Source organism: Labrenzia sp. THAF191a (assembly GCF_009363335.1).
In the GTDB taxonomy this organism is placed as follows: Bacteria; Pseudomonadota; Alphaproteobacteria; order Rhizobiales; family Stappiaceae; genus Roseibium; species Roseibium algicola.
In genome coordinates, this window is the sequence record NZ_CP045333.1 from 2,302,716 (window position 1) to 2,326,594 (window position 23,879).

Sequence of the window (23,879 nt, forward strand, 5' to 3'; positions counted from 1 at the left end):
AAGAAGGCGTGACCTTGCCCACATTGTTGGAGGAAACAATGGCGCAGAACGCGTCAAGGGCTCCCGATTCGGACAAGAGCCAGTCCCTTTGGCGGAGCGACATACGGCCTACCCTTTCTCTGGGGTTGCCGCTTGCCGGGGCCCAGTTGGCCCAGATGGCCATCAATACCACGGACGTTCTGATGATCGGACGTCTCGGCGCGCAGGAGCTTGCTGCCTCCGTGCTGGCCTTCAATTTCTACATGCTGGTCTGGTTTTTCGGCATGGGTGTGCTGCAGGCGGTGATTCCGCTTGCCGCCCGCGCCCGTGGCCAGAGAAAGCTGCGCGACCTGCGCCGGGCCGTGCGCATGGGCTTCTGGATTTCCGTCCTGTTCTGCATCCCGGTCTGGGGCATCCTGATCTTCATCGAGCCTATCCTGCTGATGCTGGGGCAGGAGCCGGAACTGGCCAGGCTCGCGGGGGTCTACATGGTCTATCTGCAATGGACCATGTTGCCGGCTCTGCTGATCATGGCCGTGCGCGGCTTCCTGACCGTAATGGAGCGGACGCAGGTGGTGCTCTGGGCGACGATTGCCGGTGCCATCGCGAACGCGTTCCTGGATTATGTGCTGATTTTCGGCGAACTCGGTTTCCCGCGCCTGGAACTGGTTGGGGCGGGGATTGCCTCGGTCATCAGTGCGACAACGACATTCCTGTTCCTGCTGGCGTATGCCGTGCTGCACCCCAGGCTTCGGCGCTACAACATTCTGGGCCGTATCTGGCGGTCGGACTGGCCTGTCTTCTTCCAGATCGTCCGGCTGGGAACGCCGATTGCACTGACAATCATTGCAGAGGGCTCCCTGTTCACGGCCTCGTCGGTGATGATCGGCTGGCTGGGCACGCTGCCGCTCGCCGGTCACGGCATCGCCCTGCAGATCGCATCCATCACCTTCATGGTGCCTGTCGGTCTGTCCGTGGCCGCCATGACCCGCGTCAGCCTTGCTTCCGGGCGGGACGACCACAAGGGGGTCGGCCGCGCCGGCTGGACCGCGCTGGTCGTGACCATGCTGTTCATGGGTCTTTTTGCCATTCTGTTCTGGACGATCCCGGAGCAGCTGGTGGGTGCATATCTCGACCTCAGCGACCCTGAAGCCAGGGAAGTGATGGCCTATGGCGTCTCGTTCCTCACGGTCGCGGCACTGTTCCAGCTTGCCGATGGTGGCCAGATTATCGGTGTCAATAACCTGCGCGGCCTGGGCGACACCACGATACCGCTTTTCTACGCCCTGTTTGGTTATTGGGTCGTCGGCATCAGCCTGTCGCTTGGACTGGGTTTTGTCGCCGAATGGGGCGGGGTCGGTGTCTGGTGCGGCCTGGCGGGCGGCCTTGCCTCCGTCGCGGTGCTGGCGAACCTGCGCTTTGCCCGGCGGGAGAAGCTGGGTCTCGTGCCCGGCTGAGCCAGCCCCGTGTTGGCAACGTATCGGCGTCAAAACCAGAAAGCCCCGGCTTGTGTCCGGGGCTTTTTCAATGCTTTTCAGATGGTCCTGTTCAGGACTTTTCCGAGATCCAGTTGACGTGGCCCATCTTGCGGCCTTCTCGGGTTTCGGCCTTGCCGTAAAGATGCAGACGGGCAGCGGGTTCCTTGAGAACCTCCTGCCAGCTGTCGGCGTCGAAGCCGATGAGATTTTCCATGACGGCATCCGAATGCCGCTCGGCGGAGCCCAGTGGCCAGCCGGCGACAGCACGAATGTGCTGGTCGAACTGGGACGTCAGGCAGGCGTCCTGCGTCCAGTGTCCGGAATTGTGAACGCGCGGTGCAATCTCGTTGACCAGCAGTCTTTCGCCCGCAGCCTCGCGCACCAGGAACATCTCAACGCCCATGACGCCGACGTAATCCAGACCGGCAACAATCTTCCCGGCCATCGCACGGGCTGCGTCCAGCGTTGCCTGCGAGACGCCGGCCGGAACAGTCGAGGTTTTCAGGATGTGGTTTTCGTGGTGGTTCCGGGCAACGTCGTAGCAGGCAATGCCGCCGTCCAGGTCCCGCGCGACAATCACGGAGACTTCACATTCGAAGGGGATAAGCGCTTCGAGCACCATCGGCACCGCGCCGAGCTTTTCGAAGGCGCCGTCGGCATCCTCGGGCTTGCGGATCATCTGTTGCCCTTTGCCGTCGTAGCCGAAGCGGCGGGTCTTCAGAACACCCTGTCCGCCAAAACGCGCGACGGCTTCATCGAGATCCTGCTGCGAGGCAATGTCGGCGAAGTCGGCAATGGCAACACCGGCACCGGAGAGAAACTGCTTTTCAAACAGCCGATCCTGCGAAACCTCAAGCGCACGCACACCCGGGCGCACCGGAACCTTGGCGTCGAGATGGGCAGCCGTCGGGCCCGGCACGTTTTCGAATTCATAGGTGACGGCGTCGACGGAAGAGGCGAAGCGGTCGAGCGCGTCGATGTCCTCATAGGGCGCAACCGTGAAGGTGGCGCTGACGTCAAAAGCGGGACTGTTCGGATCCGGGCAGAAGATATGTGTCTTCAGGCCAAGGCTGGCGGCCGACTGTGCCAGCATCCGGCCGAGCTGGCCTCCACCAAGGATGCCGATGGTGTCGCCTGGGCTCAAACGGGTTTTGGCGTTCATGGTATGGATCCTGCCCGCGTCGGGCTATTTCAGTCGTTGGATGGCGTTTCGGCGACAGCGGCAGTGCGCTCGGCGCGGAAGGCGGTGAGGGCGGCGTCGATTGCCGGATCATGCAGGGCCAGGACGGCAGCGGCCAGCAGGGCGGCGTTGGTGGCACCCGCCTTGCCGATGGCAAGCGTGCCGACCGGAATGCCGGCGGGCATCTGCACGATGGACAGGAGACTGTCCTCGCCGGAAAGCGCCTTGCTTTCGACCGGAACACCGAAGACGGGCAGCGGCGTCAGGGCCGCGGTCATGCCCGGAAGATGGGCTGCACCGCCTGCGCCTGCGATGATTATCTTGAAGCCTTCGGCCTTTGCGCTCTTGGCGAAGTCGTACATCCGGTCCGGCGTGCGGTGGGCAGAGACGATGCGTGCCTCGTAGCTGACACCGAGCTGGTCCAGCGTGTCGGCGGCGTGTTTCATTGTCGGCCAGTCCGACTGACTTCCCATGATGATGGCGACATCCGCTTTGGCCATAAAATGCTCCAGTTTCCGGCGGGCTCAGAAGAGCCGCGGAGTATAGGCAGCGCGCCGCGCATCGCAAGCGCGAATCGGCAGATTTCGTGTCGGAAATTCACATTCGGGGTGCATGGTGCCGATGCGGGAAACGCGCTGGCAGGCAAGCTCAGGCGATGATGTCCGGGAACAGCTGATCCTCAAGTGCCGTGATCCGGTCCTTGATCATCAGTTTCTTCTTCTTCAGCCGCTGCAGCTGCAAGGCATCTTGGTTCGAAGTTGAGGCGAGTGCCTCGACGGCCGCATCAAGATCTCTGTGTTCCTGGCGAAGCTGCGCCAGTTGCAAACGCAACGCATCACTATCCATCTGCGCCATCTATGTCCCCCAAACAGGAGATAAGTCCTAATCCATTTTGCCGATGACGGGCAAGATATCATCTTAGGCCAGCCGGTGGCCGGTTTTCAAAAGTCCCTTGCTTTCGTCACGCGAACCGGGGTGCAGGTCACGATTTCGTATGTTGAAAACTTGTGAACTGGCAAATCTTTCAAGGGTAATTTTCGTGAGTTTTAAGTGTCTTAATTGGGGCCGCTTCTTCAGGGTTTCCTAAGGATAGCAGCGAGAATGCATAATTTGACGGCGAAACGCTCAAGCTATGCGCAAAGAACAATCGACAACGCCGGAATTCCTGTGGCACGATGAAAATGTTGAGCCAACAGACAGGAGGTTATCCATGTCAATGCAGTCGCATCTCGCAGAACTTGAGCGCCGTCACGCGGAAATGGAACGCAAGATTGAAGACGCTCAGTTACATCCGAGTACAGACTCCCTGCAATTGGCTGACATGAAGCGTCAAAAGCTCAAGATCAAGGATGAGATTACGCGAATACGGGAAAAGGAAACGCTCCATTAGAGGGCAGTTCCTCTGAGATTGAACGCCGCGCATTGCGCGGCGTTTTTGTTTTCAGCCCCTAGAGCGCCTTTGCCTGCTCGCGCAGGGCGAATTTCTGGATTTTGCCTGTCGAGGTCTTGGGCAATTCGCAGAAGACAACAGTCTTCGGAGCCTTGAAGCTGGCAAGGTGCTGCCTGCAGAAGGCAATCAGGTCGGCCTCGCTAACCGTTGAACCGTCCTTCAACTCGACAAAGGCACAAGGGGTTTCGCCCCATTTCTCGTCCGGTTTCGCCACCACAGCCGCGGCCTGCACGTCGGCGTGCTTGTAGAGCACTTCTTCCACTTCGATGGAGGAGATGTTCTCGCCGCCGGAGATGATGATGTCCTTGGACCGGTCCTTCAGCTGGACATAGCCGTCGGGATGCAGGACGCCGAGGTCTCCGGAATGGAACCAGCCGCCCTTGAAGGCCTTCTCGGTCGCTTCCGGGTTTTTCAGGTAGCCCTTCATCACGACATTGCCGCGGAACATGACCTCGCCAAGGGTCTCGCCATCGGCAGGCACTGGCTCCAGCGTTTCCGGGTCGAGCACCGTCAGACCTTCCAGCGCGACATAGCGTACGCCCTGGCGTGCCTTTTTCTGTGCCTGTTCGGCAAGCGGCAGGTCGTTCCATTCGACCTTCCAGTCGTTGACGACCGCCGGGCCGTAGACTTCCGTAAGGCCATAGAGATGGGTGACGTTGAAACCGGCGGTTTTCATGGCAGCGAGCACGCTTTCCGGCGGCGGGGCGGCGGCGGTGAAGAATTCCACTTCGCGGTCAAGATCGCGCTTGTGCTCGGGCGCTGCGTTGAGGAGCGTCGACATGATGATCGGCGCGCCGCACAGATGGGTGACGCCTTCATCGGCAATCAGGTCCCACATGGTTTGCGGGCGGACCCAGCGCAGACAGACATGGGTTCCGGCGACAAGCGACAAGGACCAGGGAAAACACCAGCCGTTGCAGTGGAACATCGGCAGGGTCCAGAGGTAGACCGGGTGCTTGGCCATGGAGGCGGTAATCACATTCGCCTGGGCCAGCAGGTAGGCGCCGCGGTGGTGGTAGACCACGCCCTTCGGATTGCCCGTGGTGCCGGAGGTGTAGTTGAGCGCGATCGCATCCCATTCGTCATCGGGAAGCGACCAGGCAAAGTCCGGGTCGCCCGATTGCACGAATTCCTCATAGTCGAGGCTGCCGAGACGTTCGCCTTCCTGCGGAAATTCCGTGTCGGAAAAGTCGATCACGGTAGGTGTCACCGTCGCAATCGACAGGGCTTCCTTGACGACCGGCGCATATTCACGATCGGTGATCAGCACCTTGCAATCGGCATGGTCGAGCTGGAAGGCAATGATAGCGGCGTCGAGGCGTGTGTTCATGGAATGCAGAACCGCACCGGTCATCGGCACCCCGTAGTGGGCTTCCAGCATCGGCGGCACGTTGGACAGCATGACGCTGACCGTATCGTTCTTGCCGATTCCGAGCCGCGTCAATGCGGATCCAAGCCGGCGCGCCCGCCGATAAAAGGTCCGGTAGTCGGTCCGCTGACGACCATGGACGATCGCAACCGTGTCCGGAAACACATCCGCCGCCCTTGCCAGGAAGCTCAGCGGACTGAGCGGTGCATAATTGGCGGTGTTCTTGTCGAGACCCCGGGCGAAGGGGTTGACGCTGGCATCCATGACCATCCTCCCTGAAGCATCCCGCCAGCAGATGGGAACGGGATGCCAAAAACGTCTTGAGACCAATCTGGTACCCTCCGCCACGTTGGGGGGAAGGCACGGTGACCGGTTGATTTTGGCCGTATCAAAACCGGAAACGGTTTGCCGTGCAATTGGTCATTGGCGGGGGTATCCCCTTAGACGATCCACCCCGCGCGCCATGTCAGGCAAGAAGGCCGACAATTCCGTCATAAGTCAGCTTGGCGCCGATCACGCCCATGAAGATATAGATAATGGCGTAGAACATTTCCGCCTTGACGATGCGCACCAGCCAGACACCGACAAGAGTTGCCACCAGCGCCACTGGAAACAGCGTGACGGAAGTCGACAGGTTGGTGGCGTCGAATTGTCCCAGCAGGAAATAGGGCACCAGTTTGATCGCGTTCACGGTGGCGAAAAAGATGACCGCCGTTCCGGCAAACAGCATGGGCGCCATGCGCAGCGGCAGCATGTACATCTGAAAGGGTGGGCCGCCGGTGTGGCTGATGAAGCTGGTGAAGCCTGCCATCATGCCCCAGAACGTGCCCTTCGGCAGATTGTGGCCGCTCGCGGTGGTGATCTTGCGCTGCTTGAAGAGATAGTCGGCGACGAAGGCCAGGGACATTATGCCGATCAGGAAGATGACGAAGGAGTCGTTGACATAGGCGGCCGTGGCCCAGCCGATGCCAATGCCCATCACGGCCGCGGGCAGAAGAATGCTGAGGGTTTTCCAGTCAGCACGGCCGCGATAGGCAATCAGCGCAACAATGTCCATCACGATCAGGATCGGCAACATGATGCCGGCAGCCTGCAGCGGCGAAATGACGAGCGCCATGATCGGCACTCCAAGCATGGCGAAAGTGCCGCCGAACCCGCCCTTGGACAGGCCGACCAGAAAGACCGACGGAATGGCGGCCGCATAGAACCAGGGATCAGTAATTGGGATCATGTGCTGAGAAACGCGAGGAGTAGAACGGACAGGCCCGGCAGACAATCATGCCAGAGTGCTTACGTAAAGTCCCGAAGGCCGAATTGCCTATAAGCGGAGGCTTGCAATTTCGGGTTCCCTTACAGCACTCTAGACCGCAAAAGCCGGAGCTGTGGCTCCGGGCTTGTGTTTGGGAGGACATTGTCATGGCAAGCCGGTATCACGAGATCTACCAGGGCTGGAAACAGGATCCGCTCGGGTTCTGGAAAGAGGCCGCTGAGGAAATCGACTGGGTCTCGACGGGCGACAAGGTGTTCGATCCTGATCAAGGGCAATATGGCCGCTGGTATCCGGATTGGGAGTGCAACACCTGCTACAACTGCCTGGACCGGCACGTGGAGCGCGGTCGTCCCGGCCAGCCGGCACTTATCTACGACAGCCCGATTACCGGACGGACAGCAAGCTACACGTATGCGGAGCTTCTGGAAGAAGTGGAGGCCATGGCCTGCGTGCTGGCCGACCAGGGCCTCGTCAAGGGCGACCGGGCCATCATCTACATGCCGATGATCCCCCAGGCCGTGATGGCGATGCTGGCTTGCGCGCGTCTTGGTGTCATTCATTCCGTCGTCTTCGGCGGCTTCGCCGCAAACGAGCTGGCAACGCGAATCGATGATGCGACCCCGAAGGCAATCATCGCAGCATCCTGCGGCATCGAGCCGGGCCGCGTCATTGCCTACAAGCCCCTGATCGATCAGGCCATCGATATTGCCAGGCATAAGCCGGGCAGCTGCCTCGTCTTCCAGCGCGAGGAACTGACGGCGGACCTGAAAGCGGGCAGGGACCACGATCTCGGTGCTCTTCAGGCAGATGCTGTCGCGGCCGGGCGCAGGATCGCACCGGTTCCGGTGAAAGCAACCGACCCGCTCTATATCCTCTACACTTCCGGCACGACCGGTCAGCCCAAGGGCGTCGTTCGCGATAACGGCGGCCACATGGTGGCACTGAAATGGTCGATGAAGAACCTTTACGACATTCAGCCGGGGGAAGTTTTCTGGGCAGCATCAGACGTGGGCTGGGTGGTCGGCCATTCCTACATCTGCTACGCGCCGCTATTGCACGGCTGCACCACGATCGTCTTCGAGGGCAAGCCTGTGGGGACGCCGGATGCGGGAACGTTCTGGCGGGTTATTTCCGACCACAACATCGTTTCGCTGTTCACGGCGCCGACCGCCTTCAGGGCGATTCGCAAGGAAGACCCGAAAGGCGAGCTGATCCAGAAATACGATCTGTCCCAGTTCCGGTCCCTGTTCCTGGCGGGAGAGCGTGCGGATCCTGAAACGGTCAACTGGGCCATCGACCAATTGCAGGTGCCGGTGATCGACCACTGGTGGCAGACGGAAACCGGCTGGTGCATCGTCGGCAACCCGGTTGGTCTCGGTCAGTTGCCGGTCAAGCCGGGATCACCCACCGTGCCGATGCCCGGCTACGACGTTCAGGTGCTGGACGATGCCGGCCATCCGCTGGGCGCCAATACGCTTGGCAACATCGTGGTGCAACTGCCGCTGCCGCCGGGTTCGTTGCCGACTTTGTGGAACGCGGACAAGCGGTTCTTCGATGCCTATCTCGCCGAGTTCCCCGGTTACTACAAGACCGCGGATGCCGGGATCATTGATGACGACGGGTATCTGTCGATCATGGCGCGGACCGACGACATCATCAACGTTGCCGGCCACCGACTGTCGACGGGCGGCATGGAAGAGGTGCTGGCCACGCATCCCGATGTTGCCGAATGTGCCGTCATCGGCATTGCAGACAAGCTGAAAGGCCAGCTGCCCTGCGGGTTCGTTGTTCTGAAAGCCGGTGTCGACCGGACCCACGACGAGATCGAGAAGGAGCTTGTCAAGCTGGTGCGCGACAAGATCGGCCCGGTGGCGGCGTTCAAGATCGCGATCACCGTGGACCGGTTGCCGAAAACGCGTTCCGGCAAGATCCTTCGAGGCACCATGCGCCAGATCGCCGACGGAGAAAGCTGGAAAATGCCGGCCACGATCGATGATCCGGCAATCCTGGACGAGATTACAGAAGCGCTCAAAACACACGGAATTTCCGTCTGAATTGACCAGGTGACGTTGCTGGAGGGCGATAACAGCCATCGACACAGCCGTTTTTGACACTTAATGTCGGGCCGCCGCGAAGCGGCCCGCACTATTTGCGCATCAGAATTAAACTCAAGCAGCCGTGAGGTTTCCGTGTCTTTGGAGAATAAGGTCGCCATCATTACCGGGGCAGCCCGTGGGATCGGATTTGCAGTCGCCAAGCGCTTTGTCGCCGATGGCGCGAAGGTCGTGATTGCCGATGTGGATGACGAAGCCGGTGAAGCCGCGGCTGAAGATCTGAAATCGCAGGGCGAGGCAATGTACATCCATTGCAACGTCGCTGAACGTCTGGACGTTCGCAATCTGGTTGCCGAAACGCTGAACGCCTATGGCGACATCGATGTGCTGGTCAACAACGCCGGCATCGTGGTCGGCGCGGATTTCCTCGACCTGGAAGAAGAGGATTTTGAGCGCGTCCTGTCGATCAACCTGAAGGGTGCTTTCCTGTGCTCGCAGGCCGTTGCCCGCCACATGGTGGAGAAGGTTCAGAACGGTGGCGAGCCGGGCTGCATCGTCAACATGTCGTCGGTCAACTCGGTGCTCGCGATCCCGAACCAGATCCCCTACTGCGTTTCCAAGGGTGGCATGTCGCAGCTGACCAAGACGACCGCCCTGTCGCTTGCCCAGTACGGCATCCGTGTCAACGCCATCGGGCCGGGCTCGATCATGACCGAGATGCTGGCGTCGGTGAACAGCGATCCGGCGGCGAAGAACCGCATCCTGTCGCGGACGCCGATGCTGCGCGTCGGCGAACCGTCCGAAATCGCCAGCGTCGCCGCCTTCCTGGCGTCCAGCGATGCCAGCTATGTTACCGGTCAGACGATCTTCGCCGACGGCGGCCGCATGCCGCTCAACTACACGGTCGCGGTTCCCGACGACGCGTGATCCGACATCGGCATTCATCAGCCAAGAAGGGCGGCAATCATGCCGCCCTTTTCACGTTTGACGGGCTATGCGGTTTCCGCGTCCAGCTCGGCACCAAACTGGAGCCTCGCCAGTTTGGCATAAAGGCCACCGGCAGCGGTCAGTTCGCCGTGTGTCCCGGTTTCGACAATCCGGCCGTTTTCCATCACCACGATCCTGTCTGCCTTGAGAACCGTTGCCAGCCGGTGTGCGATCACCAGCGTGGTCCGGTTCTCCATCAGCCGGTCGAGGGCTTGCTGGACCAGGTTTTCGCTTTCCGCATCGAGCGCGCTTGTGGCTTCGTCCAGCAGCAGCACGGGGGCGTGTTTCAGGACGGCACGGGCGATGGCAATGCGCTGGCGCTGGCCGCCGGAAAGAGTAATGCCGCGTTCGCCGACAATGGTGTCGTAGCCGTCCGACATCTTCTCGATGAAGGGGGCCGCAAGCGCTGCTTCCGCGGCGGCGATGACTTCTTCCTGGCTGGCGTCCGGCCGTCCGTAGGCGATGTTCTCTGCAATGCTGGCGCCAAAGATAGCCGTGTCCTGCGGCACCAGTGCGATATGGCGGCGCAAGTCTTCCGGGTCGAGGTCCGGCAGGGCAACGCCATTGAGGCGGATGTCACCCGAGACGGGATCGTAGAAACGCATCAGCAGGCTGAAGAGGGTCGACTTGCCTGCGCCTGAAGGTCCGACCACGGCCACGGTTTCGCCCGGCGATATGGTGAGGCTGAGGTCGCGGACGACGGGCATTTTCTCCGCGTTGCGATAGGCGAAAGACACATCCTGGAAGACGATCTCGCCGCGCGGCGTCTCGGGCAGGCTGACCGGGTTTTCAGGTGCGGCGATTTCCGGCTGGATTTCCAGAAGTTCCGACAGGCGCTCTGCCGCGCCGGCTGCCTGTGAAAGTTCGCCCCAGACTTCGGAGAGGGCAGCCAGGGATCCAGCCGCCAGAATGGAATAGAGCAGGAACTGGCTGAGTTCACCACCCGTGATCCTGCCGGAGAAGACGTCGCTGGCACCGATCCAGAGGACGGCGACGATGCTGGCCCCGATCACCATGATGGCAAAGCCGGTCAGCGCAGCGCGGGCCACGATTGCCTGACGGGCAGCCTGGAAGGCGGCATTGACGGCATCTGCATAGCGGCCTGCGCTGCGGCTTTCATGGGTAAAGGCCTGAAGCGTGCGGACCGAGCCCAACATCTCACTTGCATAGGCTGATGCTTCAGCAAGGGTATCCTGGGCAAAGCGAGACCTTCTGCGCACCTGACGCCCGAAGCCGAGAATGGGAATGAGAATGACCGGGATAGCTGCCAGAACGATGACGGAAAGCCTTGGACTGGTGACGACCATCATCACCGCAGCGCCCAGGAACATGATCAGGTTGCGCATGGCAAGTGACGCGCTGGAGCCGAAGGCAGCCTTGATCTGGGTGGTGTCGGCCGTCAGCCTCGACAGGATTTCCCCGGATTTGGCGCTGTCGTAAAAGACCGGGCTGAGCCTGGTCATATGAGCAAAGACATCGGAGCGCACATCGGCGACGACCCGTTCGCCAATCCACATGACCAGGAAATAGCGGACGGAACTGGCAGTTGCGAGAGCGCACACCACGCCGATCAGCACGGCGAAATAGGAATTGACCAGCGCGGGGTCATCGGCGCCGAAGCCGAAGTCGATCATCCGGCGGACCGCCGCAGGAAGAACAAGCGTTATGACGGCGGCCGAGAACAGGGCTGCGACTGCCGCTGCAACCATGGTCTTGTGCCGGAAGAGATACGGCAGCAGCCGGGTAAGCGGGCGAAGCGATCTGCGGGACTTTCCGGATGGGGATTGGGTTTCGTTGGCAGGGGCGTCGGCCACTGGGGTCTCCTTGTTGTTCCTTCCCGTCTTAGCATGTTCCGCAGTGCGGACAATGACTTTGGACAAAGCCGCCAAGAGCTTTAAAAGGGCTTTGTCGGAGGAAAGCGGGCCGCGTCGGCGAGGGGTTGAAATCCTTTGCCGGAGATAGCTGGAAATTGCCGGAATTTGCCCCTTGTCTTGGCTCCTTCCATGGGGTATATCCCCGCCTCATGTTTCTGAGGGCGGCGTCCGCAACCGGATCGGCGGCCCCTCATTTCGTTTTGCGTTTGCTTGGCGGCTTTCCCGGAAGGTTGTCACAGGGCGCTTGAAAGGACCGGCCATGAAAGCGGATATTCATCCCGACTACCACACCATCAAGGTCGTCATGACCGATGGCACCGAATACACCACCCGCTCCACTTATGGTGCGGAAGGCGACACCCTGACGCTCGACATCGACCCGACGTCCCACCCGGCATGGACCGGTGGTGACCGTCAGCTGATGGACCGCGGCGGCCGTGTGTCCCGCTTCAAGAACAAGTTCGCTGGCTTCCTGGGCTCCTAAGCTTCAGCCACGACAGTTTCAAACGAAAAACCCGGCCTCTGGCCGGGTTTTTTGTGTTTTGAGGTCCGCAGGAAGCACAGCAGGTACAATGTCACCCCGGGCGAACACGGCGAGATCCGGGGTCTACCCGTCTCCTGAGAGCTGGCCAGAGAGCTGAGCAGAGACCTGACAGGTGACTTGGCCAGAAAACTGGAGCGTGTTGACCTTCATCAGCAAACCCTGGCGCTTCGGCACTCGGCGTTGAATATAGGCTTCGGATCTACGCTTCGATACTCGGGAGGCATCCTGGGGCTTTACTGGGATCCGGCGCAGGCTCACCCAAAACAAAAAGCCGCCTTGCGGCGGCTTTTCGAATTCGAAAGAGGTTGATCGGACTTAGCCGAACTTGCCGAATGCGGCGTGCAGCTTGTTGATCTGGGAAGCGACCGGATTGTCGTTCGTGGCTTCCTCGACCTGCTCTGCGTCCTTGCGGTACAGCATCTTGTCGAGATGGACGACGCGTTCCTGCAGCCGGGAAGAGCGGTCAACCAGCTCGCGCAACGTTTCCGGCAGATCAGTCCAGGTTGGGCCGCCCGCGGCTGTGGACAGCTTGTCGAGGCGAACCTTGTTCTTCTCGCTGCCGGCCTGCTCACGGGACATCTCGCCCTCGTTGACCGCACGCTGCAGCAGCAGCCAGGAGGCCAGCTGCATGAGCCGGGTGGTCAGACGCATGGATTCCGTCGCATAGGCGAGGGAGGCAGGGCGCGGAAGCTGCTTGGCTTCTTCGCGGCCGTTGCCGTCAAGGTACATTGCGGTTTCCTCGACCAGCGACATGCCTTCCTGAAACAGGCTCTGGAAGCTGTCGGAGCTGGCAAGGTGATGCGCGATATGAACTGCGCTTCCTGTGTCACCGGCTTTTTTGATGTCGTCCGTCATAGGATTGCTAAGCCTCAATTACTCTTCCGGTTATCCTGCCATCTCTTCTTGGTCTGTCCCGGGATATGACATCCCGTTTCAGGTGTTCCTTTTTGGAACGATGCAGGTCTTCATGGCCTGTATCCAGCAAAGCGCGTGCCAAACGGACAGGTAAACGGCCATTAACCAGAACATTGACAAGATACTATGAGGCGTTGGCAAAAAAAAGAGCCGCTTGGTTGCGGCTCTGAGTCTTTAACAGGGAGGCGTCAAACAGAGTGGACAGGAGCCACTCACATCCAGATGACTGGATAGCTATGTTTATATTTTAGAAAGATTAATAAGAGGTAAACGAGTAAATTTTTACCTATCAGCTTTACTGTAAGTGCGTGTCAAAAAAGGACATAAACTCAAGTTCTGTAATAATTTACAGGGTCACTTCTGGAAAATTGAGTTGGCTGCATCGCGAATAGTGCCGCGTTGCTCAAGCTCCTTCTGGGTACGGTTAATTTCACCCTTCAGAGCTTCGATCCGTTCCTGCAGCTCCGCCTCGGAAAGACGAGACAGTTCTTCCCCTACGGTAACCGCGCCAAGTGGTGATTTTTTGGGGACATCTTCATCAAACAGGTTCATCGGTTTCCTCCTCTGCGGTCCCAGATCGGGGTCCGGCCGCGTTTCCGGCCGTTATTTAACCCAGGCCCTGGCAGTTGCCTCGCCGGGCTGTTTTCCTGCAAATAGACAGACGCTCGATTTACCATATGCCAGGCACAGTTGGCCTAGCCAGTCCCAAAATGAACCAAAAAAGGAAACGCCTCTATGCAGAATCTGCCGGATCGCATGACCGCCGTTGCCATTTCAGAGCCCGGAGGACCGGAGGTTCTGCGCGTTGAAGAGCGGTCCATTCCCGAATTGGGACAAGGTGAGATCCTGATCAAGGTGGCGGCTGCCGGTGTCAACCGGCCGGATGTCCTGCAGCGCAAGGGGGCCTATCCGCCGCCGAAGGGCGCGTCCGATCTGCCGGGGCTAGAGGTCGCTGGCGAAGTGGTGGCTCTGGGCGAGGGAGCAGGTCGGCACAAGGTCGGTGACAAGGTAACGGCGCTCGCCCCTGGCGGCGGCTATGCGACCTACTGCAAGGTGCCGGAAGGACATGCCTTGCCGGTTCCCAAGGGGCTTTCCATGGTGGAGGCCGCAGCCGTTCCGGAAACCTTCTTCACTGTCTGGACCAATGTGTTCGATCGCTGTGGCCTGAAAAGCGGAGAGCGCTTCCTGGTGCATGGCGGCACGTCCGGTATCGGCACAACGGCAATCCAGCTCGCGAAGGCTTTCGGCGCCGAAGTCTTCACCACCGTCGGGTCTGCGGAAAAGGCCGAGGCGGTGCAAAAGCTCGGCGCGGACCACGCCATCAACTACCGTGAAGCGGAGTTCGAAAAGGTGATCCTGGAGATCACGGGCGGCGAAGGGGTTGACGTGATCCTGGACATGGTCGGTGGTGACTATGTTGAACGGAACTGGAAAGCCGCAGCGGTCGAAGGACGTATCTGCCAGATCGCGACGCTGAACGGCATTGCGGAGAACGTCAATTTCTCTCGCCTGATGGTCAAGCGCCTGACCCACACGGGTTCGACGCTGCGTCCACGCAGCGATGCGTTCAAGACGGCAATTGCCGAAAGCCTGAAAGAGAAGGTCTGGCCTCTGCTCGAATCGGGCAAAGTCGCGCCCGTGATGGATTCCACCTACCCCTTGGCCGAGGCTGCGGAAGCCCATCGGCGTATGGAAGGCTCTGGCCATATTGGAAAAATCGTCCTGACGGTGGATGGCTGATGCCGGATGGAAACCTGCAACTGCGCGATTGTTACGCGAGTATTTGCGTTTCCGTGTTTTTCGACATATATTCCGGCCACTTTCCAGGAAACTGATCAAGGAACACCGCTTTTTCGCCCTGCCGGGCGAGGGAGCAGACGAGAGGAATTTATCTGATGGCGAACACGCCGCTTATGCCGAAGGCAACCGCCGTCTGGCTCGTGGACAATACCGCGCTGAGTTTCACTCAGATCGCCTCCTTCTGCAAACTGCACCCGCTTGAAGTGAAGGCAATTGCCGATGGCGAAGCCGCACAGGGGATCAAGGGCCTTGATCCGATCCTGACCGGCCAGCTCTCCCGCGAAGAAGTCGAAAAGGCTCAGAAAGACCCGAACTATCAGCTGAAGCTTCAGGGTTCGAAGGTGGTCGTGCCTGAATCCAAGCGCAAGGGACCGCGTTACACGCCGGTGTCCCGTCGTCAGGACCGGCCGAATGCGATCCTGTGGCTGGTGCGCAACCATCCGGAACTGAAGGACGCGCAGATCATGCGCCTTGTCGGCACCACCAAGCCGACCATTGCCGCAATCCGCGACCGGACCCACTGGAACTCTGCCAACCTGACGCCGTCCGACCCGGTTACCCTGGGCCTGTGCAGCCAGCTTGAGCTGGACATGGAAGTCGAAAAGGCTGCGAAGAATGCTCCGCTGCCGATGGCAGGCGAAGTCAACGAGACCCTGATGTCCGTCGAAGACAGCACCAGCGAAGACGCTATCGCAGCTGCTTTCTCGCTCGATCCGTCCAAGCCGATCCAGCGCGAGGAAGAAGAGGAAATCGACGCCGATGCCGTGTTCGCCAAACTGAACTCGCTGAAGAGCGAAACTCAGGACGAAGACGAAGAAGACGACGAAAACCGCTGATCGCTTCCTGCTTTCTGCAAATTCTGGAGCCGCCGGCTGAGTTCAGCCGGCGGTTTTTATTTGACCTTCCAGACGCATGTTTCCGGCTTGCCCGCCCAGGGTGTGGAATGGTTGAATTTTCGACATGAGCCGTACCCAGATCATATGAAAACGCGTTGCCACGCTGAGGATCACACAATAATCTTCCTGAAAAATTCGGGAGACGCTCATGACCTACAGACTTTTGAAACTTGCCTTTGGCCTGACCCTCGCCCTTGGCTCGTTCCAGGCCCACGCGGAAACGCGGATCACCTATAAATCCGCCAAGACCGGTTCATCCTATTACCAGATGGGCGTCCAGATCGCGGAAGCCATCAAGGCCGGCAGCAACGGCGACATGATTGTCACCGTGGAAGAAAGCCAGGGATCCGTTCAGAACGTGATGGAAGCCAAGGCGCGCGGTGGTGATTATGTCTTCACGACGCCGCCAGCGCTCGTTTCCCTTGCCCAGGGTGGCAAGGCCATGTTCGAAGGCAAGGGCGATCCGAAATTCGACGAAATCCGTGCCCTGTTCCCGATCCCTTCGTTGACCATGCATTTCGTCATGTCGGCCGATAGCGGTGTTTCCGACTTTGCCGGCATGGAAGGCAAGACGATCCTTCTCGGCAAGGGCTCCTTCGGTGCGACGGAAGGCGAAAAATATCTGAAGATGTTCGGCCTCGAAGGCAAGGTGAACATCGCTGACGCGGAACTTTCCAATGCGGTTGCCGCGCTCAAGAATGGTCAGATCGATGGTTTCGTGACCGCCGGTTCCTGGCCCGCGCCGAATGTTATCGAGGCGGCTGCCTCCGCGGACGTGACGGTGCTTTCTCTCAGCGACGACCAGATTGCCGAAACCAAGCGTTCTAAACTGGTCATTCCGGCCGGGACCTATGCTGGTCAGGCCGAGGACATCGTCACCACTTCGCTGCCGGTCGTTGCCTATACGACCAGCGCCATGGACGACGACACAGCCTATGCCCTGACCAAGACCTTCTGGGACGAAAAAGCCAAGATGGGCGAAGAAGCCCCGTGGTGGAACGGTGTCGACCAGGCACTGATGGCCAATATCACCGGCAAGATCCACCCGGGTGCCGCACGCTACTATCAGGAAGCCGGCATCGAATTGACCGACGCCCAGAAGTAAATCACGACACCGAACGCGGGGCGCCATGGCAGGATCTGCCGGAAAATGGCGCCCCGTATCGTTCGAGCAGACATACTGGTCCGGAGGAAATCGTCCACCGGACCCTTCCAGGATTGTCCAAAAGCATCAGTTCCCTGCCTTGCGCAGGAGAGCGCTCTGACAGATTGAAACCGTGCAGCGGCATGTCGCCCCTTCGGCCGACAAGCTGCGCAACCAGATAGAAATACCAGCCCATGATCAGTGGTGACACCGCGACATCGCCCTTCCAGCGAATGGCCATGCTTCTTCTCGCAACGGCGCTTGTCGTATTTCATCTCGGGCTGATCTTCTCCGGCCTGGTGCCGAACCTCGTCAGCCGGCCACTTCATCTTGCACTTGCCCTGCCATGGATCTTCATCTTTGCCAAAGGTGGCTTTCTCACGCGCGTGAGCGGTGCTGTGCTGTGTGCTGCAGGTGTGGCCGTCTGTTTGTGGATCGTGGCCAACCAGTCTGCGCTTTCGGACCAATACGGTTTTCTGGAAGGTGATTTCCAGTTCTGGATGGCCGGTGTCCTGTTGCTGGTTGTGCTTGAAGGTGCGCGTCGCGCAATCGGCTGGCCGTTGCCGGTGGTGGCGGCGCTGGCACTGGCCTATGGCATGTTCGGTCAGCATATTCCGGGTGAATTCGGTCACTCCGGCACGCCGCTTGCGAGTTTTCTCGGCACGCTGACCATTGCTGAAGGCGGGGTCTGGGGAAGCCTGACCGGTGTCTCGGTGGGCGTGGTCGCCATTTTCGTGATTTTCGGCGCTGTTCTGAATGCCGGGGAAGCCGGACAAGGGTTCATGAACGTCGCTGCTGCTGCGGCAGGCCGGCTCAAGGGCGGTGCGGCCAAGGTGTCCGTGTTGTCCTCGGCGCTGTTCGGCTCCATTTCAGGCTCCGCGTCTGCCAATGTGGCTTCCACCGGTGCAATCACTCTTCCGGCCATGACGCGGCTCGGCTACCCGAAAAAACTGGCGGCAGCCGTCGAGGCGGTTGCGTCCTCCGGCGGCCAGATCATGCCGCCTTTGATGGGGGCAGGGGCCTTCGTCATGGTGGAGCTGACACGGGTGCCCTATACCCAGATCATGGCAGCGGCCTTGCTGCCGGCAATCCTCTATTTCTTCGCGGTCTGGGTGGGCATCAATGCCTATGCCAAGCGGTATGACCTTGCTGCCATCGATCAGGGCGATCAGCCGCAAATGCGCCAGGTGGCCATTACCTCAGCCTTCTTCCTGGTGCCGTTCTCCGTGCTGTTGTGGGGCATGTTCGTCGCGCGCTATACACCGCAATATGCTGCCTGCATTGCCATTCTGGCCGGGTTCGCGCTGCTTTTCTTCAACGCCCGAGGCACCTTTGCACTCAAGGACATCCTGCTGCGGCTGGAAAACGCGGCTTTGAACTCGGCCCGTCAGGTATCGGTCATCGCGGCGATCATTGTCTGTGCATCGATCATCATCGGCGTGCTGGCGATTACCGGGCTCGGCGTCAAGATCACCTCGCTCATCCTGTCCGGGTCGGGCGGTTACCTGTGGCCGTCCTTGTTCCTGACCGCGCTTGCTTGTCTGATCCTCGGCATGGAAGTGCCGACGACCGCGGCCTATGTCATCTGTGTTTCCGTTGCCGGACCGGCCTTGATGCAGCAGGGGTTGGAGCCCTTGCAGGCGCATCTTTTCGTCTTCTGGTTCGCGCTGCTGTCGACCATCACGCCACCGGTCTGCGGAGCCGTCTTCATCGCCGCCGGGATGATTGGCGAAAACTGGCTGAAGGTCGCTCTTTCCGCCATGGCGCTCGGCATTGGCCTCTACATCATTCCTCTGGCCATGGTCGCCAATCCGGCGGTCCTGGAGCTTGCCGCCCGCCCGCTGCCGGCGCTGCTTGCCGCGGCCAAGATCGGCCTCGGGCTGGGCCTGGTCTCCTACGGGGTCATAGGCTTCAGGAAGCCCCTGCAGAGGCTGGCTGCAAGCGGTGCAGGCCTTCTGGTGATCTTTGTCGGGGGCAATCTCCTCTAGGCAGTCGCCCTAGGTGCTCTGGCCACAGCCTTCCGGCTTGAAAATCCGTTGTGTCGAAGCTGGATGGCGAAGCAGGGCTGCTGCCGGCCGAATTGGGCGTTGCTGAAAATTGCCACCGCAGTTGGGGCACGCGCCATGCAGGACATTTTGGGCGCAGTCCGCACAGAACGTACATTCGAAAGTACAGATAAAGGCCTCTTCTGATTCCGGTGGAAGGTCCTTGTTGCAGCATTCACAATTGGGACGCAGATCCAGCATGGCGGTCTCCGGTAAGGATTTGTCCGCCAAGGGTGATCCGTTGCGGTCGGTCAGGTCAAGCGGCAATCGCTAGCCCTTTTGAACGCGCTTTCCTAAATCGACGTTGCTGCTCTTCCCGAGGCCGTGTCTGAGGCACAGGTAGATGATGGCGAGGCTTGCCAGCAGCCAGAGTGCACCCCAGAAAATCGTGGGGCCGCCAAACTCTTCCGCCAGCATGTAGGCATCGGAACGGGCACCTGAGCGACGGATGGTGTCGTCGAAAATGTCGAAAGGTACGTAGAGGATGCTGGTCAGGCCGATGACGCGCAGGATCAGGTCGTTGACCGTGACACTGAGATACCTCGCTGCCGCCAGCATGGCGACGCCCGTGCCGATGCAGAAGGCGAGGGCGAAGAGATCGCGGATATAGAGCAGCGCGACCAGCAAGGTGAAGGCGCCGAGCAGGCCCAGCACAATGCGGTCCGCATTTGTTTTCAGGGCAATCATCAAGAGTGCCATGCCGATGGCGAGCGAGCCGAGATACCCGGCCGTCAACGTCAGGAACCGGCTGCCACCGCGCGTAATCGCATGTCCAGCCTGCCAGGGCGAGAGAGAGATTTCCTCAACGGAACCACCGGTCAGGATGGCCGCCAGCGCGTGGGACAATTCATGCAGATAGACGATCAGGATCTTCAGCGGCACAACAAAGATCGTGTTCCAGAAGAGGAACATGACCGCCGTGATCAGAATGAGCTGCCAATGGCCTTTGAGGATCTGCATGAATTTGAAAAACCCGTCTGAGGGCGGAAAAGTCAAGCCGGCATGCCCGGTTCGCCCGACATCACGCGTGCATTCCTCAGGATCCGTTGAGCTGACGTAAGTCTCAGCGTTCCGTCAGTTTCAGTTCGATCCGGCGGTTCTTGGCCAGGGCGTCCGGTGTTTCCCCTTCTTCCAGCGGCTGGAATTCGCCGAATCCGGCTGCGACAAGCCGCTTGGGGTCAACGCCGCGTTCGATCAGGTAGCGGACGACGGAAATGGCGCGGGCGGCCGAGAGTTCCCAGTTGTTACGCAAGCGCCCGGTGCCCGACAGGGGGCGGGCGTCGGTGTGGCCGTCGACACGCAGCACCCAGTTGATCTCGTCCGGGATCTGACCGCTGAGTTCCTGGATGGCGTCTGCGAGCTTGTCGAGCTCCTGCCGGCCTTCCGGATTGATGTCTTCCTGGCCGCTGTCGAACAGCACTTCGGACTGGAACACGAACCGGTCGCCGACAACGGAGATGTCGGAACGCTGGGACAGGATTTCGCGCAGGCGGCCGAAGAAGTCCGAGCGGTAGCGCGAGAGTTCCTGCACACGTTGCACCAGTGCGGCGTTCAGCCTCTTGCCGAGGCTGGCGATCTTGGCCTGACTGTCGGCTTCCTTTGCCTCGGAAGCTTCAAGAGCAGCGTTCGCAGCAGCAATCTGGCGGCGTAGTGCCGCGATCTGCTGATTGAGCAGCTCCACCTGCGCAAGGGCGTCCTGACTGATCTGACGTTCGTCATCGAGCAGGTTTTCCAGCTGGGTGGCGCGTCCGCCGGCCGCATCGGCTGCACCGGAACTGTTTTCCAGAAGGCCAAGCAGGCGGGTCTGTTCGCTCTGTGCATCGGAAAGGCTGGCCTGCAGGCCGAGGATCGTGTCTTCCAGCTCCCCGGAATTGGCGCGCTCCAGGGCGAGAAGCTCCGTCAGCTCGCTGATCTGGGCATTCAGCCGGTTCAACACCGTGTCGCGGCCAGAAAGCTGCTGTGACAGGAAGAACTGGGCAATCATGAAGATGGACAGCAGGAAGATGATGACGAGCAGCAGTGTCGCCATGGCATCAACGAAACCGGGCCAGTAGTCGGTCGACTGGGCCCTTCGGCGAGCGCGCAATCCTGCCAGTCCGGCCATGGTCTACTCCTTCGCGCGGTCGAAAGCGGCGGCGATAGAGGACAGGAGCCCTTCAATGCGCTTTTGCTGTTCGCCCTGGGCCTCGGCCCAGTCGCGCATCATCTGCTGTTCGGAGCGAACGTGTTTGACCAGTCCCTGAATGCCTTCGGCCAGATTGGCCATGGCCTGGTTGGCATTCTTGCTGCCGCCTTCCTCAACGCTTTTCTGCAGGGCGGAGATCGAGGCCTGTATCTGTTCGACGCCGGGTGAGTCCGGGGCATTGAACAGGCTTTCTTCCGGATCGATGTCAGTGACCGTTGAGAGCCAGTCTTCAAGCTCGTTGTAGAACCGGTTCTGGGCCTGCCCCGCCTGCAGATCCAGGAAGCCGAGCACAAGCGAGCCGGTCAGACCGAAGAGCGAGGACGAGAAAGCCGTGCCCATGCCGGACAGGGGCGCTTCCAGGCCGGCTTTCAGATCTTCGAAGATGACATTGGCATCACCCGAACCGACGTCGAGCGACTGGATAGTCGCGCCGACCGAGCTGACGGTCTGGAGCAGGCCCCAGAACGTGCCGAGCAGGCCGAGGAACACCAGGAGGCCTGTGAGGTAGCGCGACATCTCGCGGCTTTCCTCAAGGCGCATTCCGATGGAATCAAGGATCGAGCGGGCGGTGGTTGGCGTCAGGGCCATGTCGCCGGACTTGTTGCCGAGCAAGGCAGCCATCGGCGCCAGCAGCACCGGCGAACGCGTGTCGAGGCCCGGGTCGCCGATCCGGAAACTGTTGACCCAGGAGATTTCCGGGAACAGGCGGATCACGCGGCCGAAGAGCAGCAGCACACCGAACACGCCGACAAGCACGATCAGGCCATTCAGACCCGGGTTGCTCATGAAGGCCGTCGAAATCTGCGGGAACAGGATGAAGGCGATGAAGGCAACGATCACCAGAAAGATGATCATGAAGGTCAGATAGGCCCGCGGACTGGACAGGCTATAAGGGTCAAATTCACGGGCCATATTGCGTTATCAATCACCTGAATTGGACGTAACTGATTGATAGCGTGATTTTTAACGGCTTGGAAACCTCGAATTGCCGAAGAGGCCCGAATAAAGTCTGGAAAGCCTGAAAACCACCGGGTTTATCCAAAGGCCTTCTCATGAAGAGACGGGCCGTGGGTCCCGTCTCCCGCGGTGGGCGGTTTGCGCCGCACATCTTTCAGGTCAGCGTCATGCGCTTTTCGAAGATGAGGATGTTCGCGTCGAGGTGCTGCCGGGAAGCGCTGGAGGCAATCAGCCCTGAGCCGGGGTTGCCGCCTTTTTCAGGAGCTGCAGCAGGTATTTGTGGGCGTCTTCGTTGCCGACAACCACATCGCCGCTTTCCAGCATCTTGTTCTTGCCCTGAAGATCGGTGACGAAACCACCGGCTTCGCGCACCATCAGGAGGCCGGCCGCAATGTCCCAGCTGTTCAGGTTGCGCTCCCAGAAACCGTCGAGACGGCCGGACGCGGTCCAGGCAAGATCCAGGGCAGCTGCGCCGCAGCGGCGGATGCCTGCAACTTCCGGCATGATGTAGCGCAGCTCGCGTAGTGTCCGGCCATGGTCGCCCGACCCGATGAAGGGCAGGCCGGTGCCGAACACCATTTCATGCAATTCGGTGCGGCCGGCAACCCGCAGGCGACGGTCGTTCAGGAAGGCGCCGCGACCGCGTTCAGCGGTGTAGAGCTCATCCATCACCGGATTGTAGATGACCCCGGCCACGATCTCGCCAGCCCGCTCCAGTGCGATGGAGGTGGCGAAGATCGGAATGCCGTGCAGGAAGTTGGTGGTGCCGTCGAGCGGGTCGACATGCCAGCGATGCTGGCCGTCGGTTCCCTCGACTTCACCGCTTTCTTCCATGACCAGCCCGAAGGTCGGGCGGGCCTTGGTCAGTTCGGCGCGCACAATGTCCTCGGCGCGGCGGTCTGCTGCCGAGACGAAATCGCCGGGTCCCTTGCGGGACACCTGAAGGTTTTCAACTTCACCGAAATCGCGAACCAGAGAGCGTCCGGCTTTCGTTGCGGCTTGAACCATCACGTTGAGGAGAGCTGTGCGGGCCATTGTTTGTCACTTGTTGTTGGGCGCCGCCCGGCAAAATCCGGGCGCGCCAATTTGAAGTCTTGCCGGGAGGAGATCAGTCCGCGCGGCGGACGTATTCCAGTGAACCGGTGTCGACGATGATCTTTTCGCCGGCGGTGATGAACGGAGGTACCATCACGCGGACGCCGTTTTCCATGAGCGCGGGCTTGTAGGACGAAGACTGGGTCTGGCCCTTCACCACTGCGTCGGCTTCCCGGATTTCCAGGGTCACGAACTGCGGCAGGGTGATGCCGATCGGGCGCTCTTCATGCAGTTCGACGGTCACCATCATGCCGTCCTGCAGGAAAGCGGCGCGGTCGCCGACGAAATCAGCCTGAAGTTCCAGCTGCTCGTAGGTTTCGGTGTCCATGAAAATCAGCATGTCTTCCTGGGTGAAGAGATACTGGAAGTCTTTCTGCTCCAGACGGACGCGCTCGACCTTGTCTTCGGAGCGGAAACGCTCGTTGAGCTTGCGGCCATCGAGCAGGTTTTTCATTTCAACCTGTGCGAAGGCACCGCCTTTGCCTGGCTTGACGTGTTGGACTTTGACAACCGCCCAAAGCGTGTCCTGGTGCTGAAGCACGTTACCGGGCTTTATTTCGTTTCCGTTGATTTTCATGGAACGACCGACTGTTTGATTTGTTTGGATCTTAGGGTCTGTTGACCATTAGAAATCCGCCGCGTCCGGTGGAAACTCCA

At 60.1% G+C, this 23,879-nt stretch carries 23 protein-coding genes; 9 read left to right on the top strand and 14 right to left on the bottom strand.

All coding sequences use genetic code 11. The annotated features are described in order from the left end of the window. The first annotated feature begins 38 nt into the window (after positions 1-38). The gene (locus tag FIV05_RS10625) at positions 39-1,436 is read left to right on the top strand and encodes an MATE family efflux transporter (RefSeq protein WP_062487024.1); all 1,398 of its coding nucleotides are present in this window, start codon (positions 39-41) and stop codon (positions 1,434-1,436) included. 91 nt (positions 1,437-1,527) lie between these two features. Here the strand turns inward: FIV05_RS10625 and FIV05_RS10630 are convergent, their stop codons facing one another. The 3 genes from FIV05_RS10630 to FIV05_RS10640 all read right to left on the bottom strand — a co-directional run bounded on the left by FIV05_RS10630 (position 1,528) and on the right by FIV05_RS10640 (position 3,492). Continuing rightward, positions 1,528-2,619 carry a 5-(carboxyamino)imidazole ribonucleotide synthase gene (locus tag FIV05_RS10630; RefSeq protein ID WP_152509540.1) on the bottom strand — a complete coding sequence of 364 codons (1,092 nt, stop codon included), beginning with the start codon at positions 2,617-2,619 and terminating at the stop codon, positions 1,528-1,530. Positions 2,620-2,648: 29 nt separating this feature from the next. Further along, a complete protein-coding gene (gene purE, locus FIV05_RS10635) occupies positions 2,649-3,137 on the bottom strand; it encodes a 5-(carboxyamino)imidazole ribonucleotide mutase (RefSeq protein ID WP_055661187.1) in 489 nt (162 codons plus the stop codon). A gap of 148 nt (positions 3,138-3,285) precedes the next feature. Further along, positions 3,286-3,492 (bottom strand): DUF465 domain-containing protein, encoded by a 207-nt coding sequence (locus FIV05_RS10640; protein WP_023003497.1) that lies wholly within the window; start codon positions 3,490-3,492, stop codon positions 3,286-3,288. Positions 3,493-3,847: 355 nt separating this feature from the next. Between FIV05_RS10640 and FIV05_RS10645 the strand changes: the two genes are divergently transcribed. Beyond that, positions 3,848-4,027, top strand: a complete 180-nt coding sequence (locus FIV05_RS10645) for a DUF465 domain-containing protein (protein ID WP_031270536.1) — start codon at positions 3,848-3,850, stop codon at positions 4,025-4,027. Between the two features lie 58 nt (positions 4,028-4,085). Here the strand turns inward: FIV05_RS10645 and FIV05_RS10650 are convergent, their stop codons facing one another. Then, positions 4,086-5,720, bottom strand: coding sequence for an acyl-CoA synthetase (locus FIV05_RS10650; RefSeq protein ID WP_152509541.1), 1,635 nt, complete (start codon positions 5,718-5,720; stop codon positions 4,086-4,088). Between the two features lie 202 nt (positions 5,721-5,922). Further along, on the bottom strand, positions 5,923-6,687 hold the full coding sequence (locus tag FIV05_RS10655; RefSeq protein WP_023003494.1) for a sulfite exporter TauE/SafE family protein: 765 nt from the start codon (positions 6,685-6,687) through the stop codon (positions 5,923-5,925). Positions 6,688-6,872: 185 nt separating this feature from the next. Between FIV05_RS10655 and FIV05_RS10660 the strand changes: the two genes are divergently transcribed. Continuing rightward, positions 6,873-8,780 carry a propionyl-CoA synthetase gene (locus FIV05_RS10660; RefSeq protein WP_152509542.1) on the top strand — a complete coding sequence of 636 codons (1,908 nt, stop codon included), beginning with the start codon at positions 6,873-6,875 and terminating at the stop codon, positions 8,778-8,780. 135 nt (positions 8,781-8,915) lie between these two features. Beyond that, positions 8,916-9,707 (top strand): 3-oxoacyl-ACP reductase family protein, encoded by a 792-nt coding sequence (locus FIV05_RS10665; RefSeq protein WP_055661189.1) that lies wholly within the window; start codon positions 8,916-8,918, stop codon positions 9,705-9,707. Positions 9,708-9,772: 65 nt separating this feature from the next. Here FIV05_RS10665 and FIV05_RS10670 read toward each other — a convergent pair whose 3' ends face one another. Beyond that, positions 9,773-11,581: an ABC transporter transmembrane domain-containing protein gene (locus FIV05_RS10670; RefSeq protein ID WP_077291755.1), complete on the bottom strand. Its 1,809-nt coding sequence runs from the start codon at positions 11,579-11,581 to the stop codon at positions 9,773-9,775. Positions 11,582-11,900: 319 nt separating this feature from the next. Here FIV05_RS10670 and rpmE point away from each other — a divergent pair, with 319 nt between their 5' ends. Next, positions 11,901-12,125: a 50S ribosomal protein L31 gene (rpmE, locus tag FIV05_RS10675; RefSeq protein ID WP_006932159.1), complete on the top strand. Its 225-nt coding sequence runs from the start codon at positions 11,901-11,903 to the stop codon at positions 12,123-12,125. Positions 12,126-12,500: 375 nt separating this feature from the next. Here the strand turns inward: rpmE and FIV05_RS10680 are convergent, their stop codons facing one another. Beyond that, the gene (locus FIV05_RS10680) at positions 12,501-13,040 is read right to left on the bottom strand and encodes a DUF1465 family protein (RefSeq protein ID WP_023003489.1); all 540 of its coding nucleotides are present in this window, start codon (positions 13,038-13,040) and stop codon (positions 12,501-12,503) included. Positions 13,041-13,454: 414 nt separating this feature from the next. Beyond that, positions 13,455-13,652 (bottom strand): DUF1192 family protein, encoded by a 198-nt coding sequence (locus FIV05_RS10685; protein ID WP_023003488.1) that lies wholly within the window; start codon positions 13,650-13,652, stop codon positions 13,455-13,457. A gap of 183 nt (positions 13,653-13,835) precedes the next feature. Between FIV05_RS10685 and FIV05_RS10690 the strand changes: the two genes are divergently transcribed. The 4 genes from FIV05_RS10690 to FIV05_RS10705 all read left to right on the top strand — a co-directional run bounded on the left by FIV05_RS10690 (position 13,836) and on the right by FIV05_RS10705 (position 18,928). After that, a complete protein-coding gene (locus FIV05_RS10690) occupies positions 13,836-14,840 on the top strand; it encodes an NAD(P)H-quinone oxidoreductase (protein WP_152509543.1) in 1,005 nt (334 codons plus the stop codon). Between the two features lie 155 nt (positions 14,841-14,995). Continuing rightward, positions 14,996-15,736, top strand: coding sequence for a cell cycle transcriptional regulator TrcR (locus FIV05_RS10695; protein ID WP_152509544.1), 741 nt, complete (start codon positions 14,996-14,998; stop codon positions 15,734-15,736). A 208-nt stretch (positions 15,737-15,944) separates the two neighbouring features. Beyond that, positions 15,945-16,901 carry a TAXI family TRAP transporter solute-binding subunit gene (locus tag FIV05_RS10700; protein WP_075282849.1) on the top strand — a complete coding sequence of 319 codons (957 nt, stop codon included), beginning with the start codon at positions 15,945-15,947 and terminating at the stop codon, positions 16,899-16,901. 233 nt (positions 16,902-17,134) lie between these two features. Continuing rightward, entirely contained in the window at positions 17,135-18,928 is a 1,794-nt protein-coding gene (locus tag FIV05_RS10705; RefSeq protein WP_286202285.1) for a TRAP transporter fused permease subunit, read from the top strand. A 9-nt stretch (positions 18,929-18,937) separates the two neighbouring features. On the opposite strand, the gene FIV05_RS10710 is transcribed toward FIV05_RS10705, so the two are convergent. The 6 genes from FIV05_RS10710 to efp all read right to left on the bottom strand — a co-directional run bounded on the left by FIV05_RS10710 (position 18,938) and on the right by efp (position 23,799). Beyond that, positions 18,938-19,186 (bottom strand): DUF1272 domain-containing protein, encoded by a 249-nt coding sequence (locus FIV05_RS10710; RefSeq protein WP_152509545.1) that lies wholly within the window; start codon positions 19,184-19,186, stop codon positions 18,938-18,940. A 69-nt stretch (positions 19,187-19,255) separates the two neighbouring features. Next, positions 19,256-19,945 (bottom strand): M50 family metallopeptidase, encoded by a 690-nt coding sequence (locus FIV05_RS10715; RefSeq protein WP_152509546.1) that lies wholly within the window; start codon positions 19,943-19,945, stop codon positions 19,256-19,258. Between the two features lie 103 nt (positions 19,946-20,048). Continuing rightward, positions 20,049-21,089, bottom strand: a complete 1,041-nt coding sequence (locus FIV05_RS10720) for a peptidoglycan -binding protein (RefSeq protein ID WP_023003479.1) — start codon at positions 21,087-21,089, stop codon at positions 20,049-20,051. 3 nt (positions 21,090-21,092) lie between these two features. Next, positions 21,093-22,082 carry a flagellar motor protein MotA gene (locus FIV05_RS10725; RefSeq protein WP_023003478.1) on the bottom strand — a complete coding sequence of 330 codons (990 nt, stop codon included), beginning with the start codon at positions 22,080-22,082 and terminating at the stop codon, positions 21,093-21,095. A 273-nt stretch (positions 22,083-22,355) separates the two neighbouring features. Next, positions 22,356-23,162: an inositol monophosphatase family protein gene (locus tag FIV05_RS10730; protein WP_077291762.1), complete on the bottom strand. Its 807-nt coding sequence runs from the start codon at positions 23,160-23,162 to the stop codon at positions 22,356-22,358. Positions 23,163-23,235: 73 nt separating this feature from the next. Next, positions 23,236-23,799, bottom strand: coding sequence for an elongation factor P (gene efp, locus FIV05_RS10735; RefSeq protein WP_006932138.1), 564 nt, complete (start codon positions 23,797-23,799; stop codon positions 23,236-23,238). Positions 23,800-23,879: the final 80 nt, after the last annotated feature.